3 protein-coding genes are annotated in these 3,009 nt (G+C 28.6%); all 3 read left to right on the top strand.

What is annotated here, in order from left to right:
• The first annotated feature begins 63 nt into the window (after positions 1 to 63).
• The 3 genes from pgsA to nrdF all read left to right on the top strand — a co-directional run bounded on the left by pgsA (position 64) and on the right by nrdF (position 2,942).
• Positions 64 to 735, top strand: a complete 672-nt coding sequence (gene pgsA / locus RI68_RS00655; protein ID WP_017193339.1) for a CDP-diacylglycerol--glycerol-3-phosphate 3-phosphatidyltransferase — start codon at positions 64 to 66, stop codon at positions 733 to 735.
• A 79-nt stretch (positions 736 to 814) separates the two neighbouring features.
• Positions 815 to 1,867, top strand: coding sequence for a recombinase RecA (gene recA, locus RI68_RS00650; RefSeq protein ID WP_017192277.1), 1,053 nt, complete (start codon positions 815 to 817; stop codon positions 1,865 to 1,867).
• A 46-nt stretch (positions 1,868 to 1,913) separates the two neighbouring features.
• A complete protein-coding gene (nrdF, locus tag RI68_RS00645; RefSeq protein WP_017192276.1) occupies positions 1,914 to 2,942 on the top strand; it encodes a class 1b ribonucleoside-diphosphate reductase subunit beta in 1,029 nt (342 codons plus the stop codon).
• The last annotated feature ends 67 nt before the right edge of the window (positions 2,943 to 3,009 follow it).

The following is a 3,009-nucleotide window of genomic DNA, read 5'->3' as shown; positions in this document are numbered from 1 at the left end:
TTTTAACGATATTAAAATAATATGTTAAATAATTATTATTTTCTAAAGAAAGATTGTTAAAGAATGAAAAATATCATGAAAAAATCAGCGAATTTCTTAACTGTTTTTCGTATCTTGTTGGTTTTTTGTATGTTACCTTTAATGGTTATGATTTTAAATATAAAAAAAACACATCCAGATGGTGTAGAAACAACGCTAAGTTTATGTTTTAATTTGATTTTTATCATTGCAGCTATTACCGATTATCTTGACGGTTATATAGCTAAAAAATTCCAACAACAAACAGTTTTTGGAAAATTTTTTGACCCAATAGCTGATAAGTTGCTTGTTATTATCACTTTTTTTCACATATATTTGTTAAGTAAACATAAATTTTTATTACCTGAAAAAAACGATAATAAAAGCGTTGAAACAGGAATCGTCATTATTATAATAGCCACTATTATCAGAGATTTGATCATTACGGGAGTACGTTTGGTCGCTGTTGAAAAAAAACATATTATTTCCGCTTCTTTTTTAGGAAAATTAAAAACTGTTTTCACTTTTATAACTATTATTTTTTTATTATTTGTTCAACAAATATACCGGTATATTTGGGAACCTTTTGTAAAATTATCAATAAGTTATTTTATTAATTTTTTATCAGGCATAAACATTTTTTTAATAGTCGTTTCAGGAATGTTTTATATAATTAACAATTTTAAATTTATTAGATCTAATTTCGTCCAAAACTAACTCTATCTCTACTCAATATAACTAAAAAAATATTTATATTAAAATATATCGAAAATAACCAAAGGAATGAAACAAAATTATGAATAACGAAAAAGTTAAAAACGAAAAAAGCAAAATAGAAAAAACTAAACAAGAAGCGAAGACAAACGAAGAAAATAAAGAAGTGATTGAAAAAACAATTAAAGAAATTGAACAACGTTTCGGCAAAGGGAGCATTATGAAGTTAAATTCGGAACAAACTGATAAAATCCAAGTTATTCCGACTGGTTCTTTAACTTTGGATATTGCTTTATCAATCGGTGGTTTTCCTAAAGGCCGTATTATTGAAATTTTTGGACCTGAAAGTTCTGGAAAAACAACTTTAACTTTACACGCAATAGCGGAAGCTCAAAAACAAGGAGGGAATGTCGCTTTTATCGATGTGGAAAACGCTCTGGACCCTAATTACGCTAAAGCGATAGGAATAGATTTAGATAATTTCATTATTTCTCAACCAGATTCAGGCGAAAAAGCTTTAGATATCGTCGAATCTTTAATTAAAAGCGAAAATTTCAGTTTAATAGTTGTGGACTCTGTGGCTGCTTTAGTGCCGGAAGCTGAATTAAAAGGTGAAAGCGGCGATTCTTTTATGGGTCTTCACGCCAGAATGATGGGACAAGCAATGAGAAAGCAATCGGCTATCGTTTCTAAAACTAACACTATCGTGATTTATGTGAATCAATTAAGAGAGAAAGTGGGAGTTATTTACGGCAGTCCTGAAGTAACTCCAGGCGGTAAAGCTTTAAAATATTTCGCTTCTTTAAGACTAGATATTAGAAAGTCTGAATTCATCAAAGAAGATGGTACTTTTATTGGTATTCGTTCCAATGTTAAAGTAGTGAAATCTAAGGTTTCTTCTCCTTTCAAAGTTGCTCAATTAGAAATTATGTACGGAAAAGGAATTGCTAAAGAAGGTGAAATTTTAGATTTAGCGGTTGATCTTGAATTAGTCCAAAAAAGCGGCGCTTGGTATAGTTATCAAAATAAACATATCGGTCAAGGAAAAGAAAAAGCTAAAGAATTTTTATTACAAAACCCTGAAATAGCGAAATCTTTAGAAGAACAAATTAAAAAAAGTTATAAATTGCTATAAATAAATATCCTGTTTAAAAAAAATTTAACAATAGAAAGGTCTTTATATGAAAGAAACAAACAACCTTTTTAAAGGGGCGAATTGGAATAAATTAGAAGACGAGTTTACACAATATTTTTATGAACAAAATTTAAGTCAATTTTGGCGTCCTGAAGACATCAGTCTTCAAAGCGATTTAATTGCTTGGCAAGCACTCTCTCCTGAAGAAAAAAAAGCTTATTCAAGAAATTTATTAGTTTTGACTTTTCTAGATACTTATCAAGGTGATATCGGTATGCCGGTTATTCTTCGTTCTTGCTTACCTTATGAACATCAAAAAAAAGCGACCCTTAATTTCATGGGAGCAATGGAAAATGCTGTTCACGCGAAAAGTTATTCTAATATTTTTATGACTTTTTTAAATAAAGAAGAAATCAATCAATTATTCGCTTGGGGCGAAGAACAAAAAAATTTACAAAACATTTTAAATATTATTGTCGGCATTTACGAAGATTTAGAAAAAAAAATCGTTATTAATAAATATGAAAACGAACAAAGTGATAATAAAACTTTTAACGAAATTAAATGGAAAAGCATGGTTGCTTCTGTTTTTCTTGAAACTTGGTTGTTTTACAGTGGTTTTTATTATCCTTTATATTTCTACGGTCAAGGTCAATTGATGCAAGCTGGAGAAATGATTAACTTGATTATCCGAGATGAAAGTGTTCATGGCGTTTATGTAGGTCGTTTAGCTAAAGAATTATATTATAACTTTTCCAAAGAACAAAAAACATATTTAAAAAAATGGTTAGATGATTTATTGGACAATTTATATGAAGAACAAAAATCTTTAGCTCATGAAATTTATCAAGAAGTTGGTTTGATAGAAGATGTTAACACCTTTGTTCGTTATAACGCTAATAAAGCGTTAATGAATTTAGGTTTCGAACAAAAATTCCCTCAAGAAAATATTAATCCTGTAGTTTTAAACGGACTTAATACTGAAACTAAAACTATGGATAACTTTTCCATGAGAGGGAATGGTTACCAAAAAATGAAATCAGAAAGCCTCAAAGACGAAGATTTTATTTTTTAAAAAATCTTTCCTTAAAATAGATATTATTAAAAAATTCTTATTAAATAACTTGTTGTTTTTTATAAAA

This window comes from Vaccinium witches'-broom phytoplasma str. VAC (genome assembly GCF_000309405.1).
Taxonomy (GTDB): Bacteria; Bacillota_I; Bacilli_A; order Acholeplasmatales; family Acholeplasmataceae; genus Phytoplasma.
This window is presented reverse-complemented; position numbering and strand designations above follow the sequence as displayed.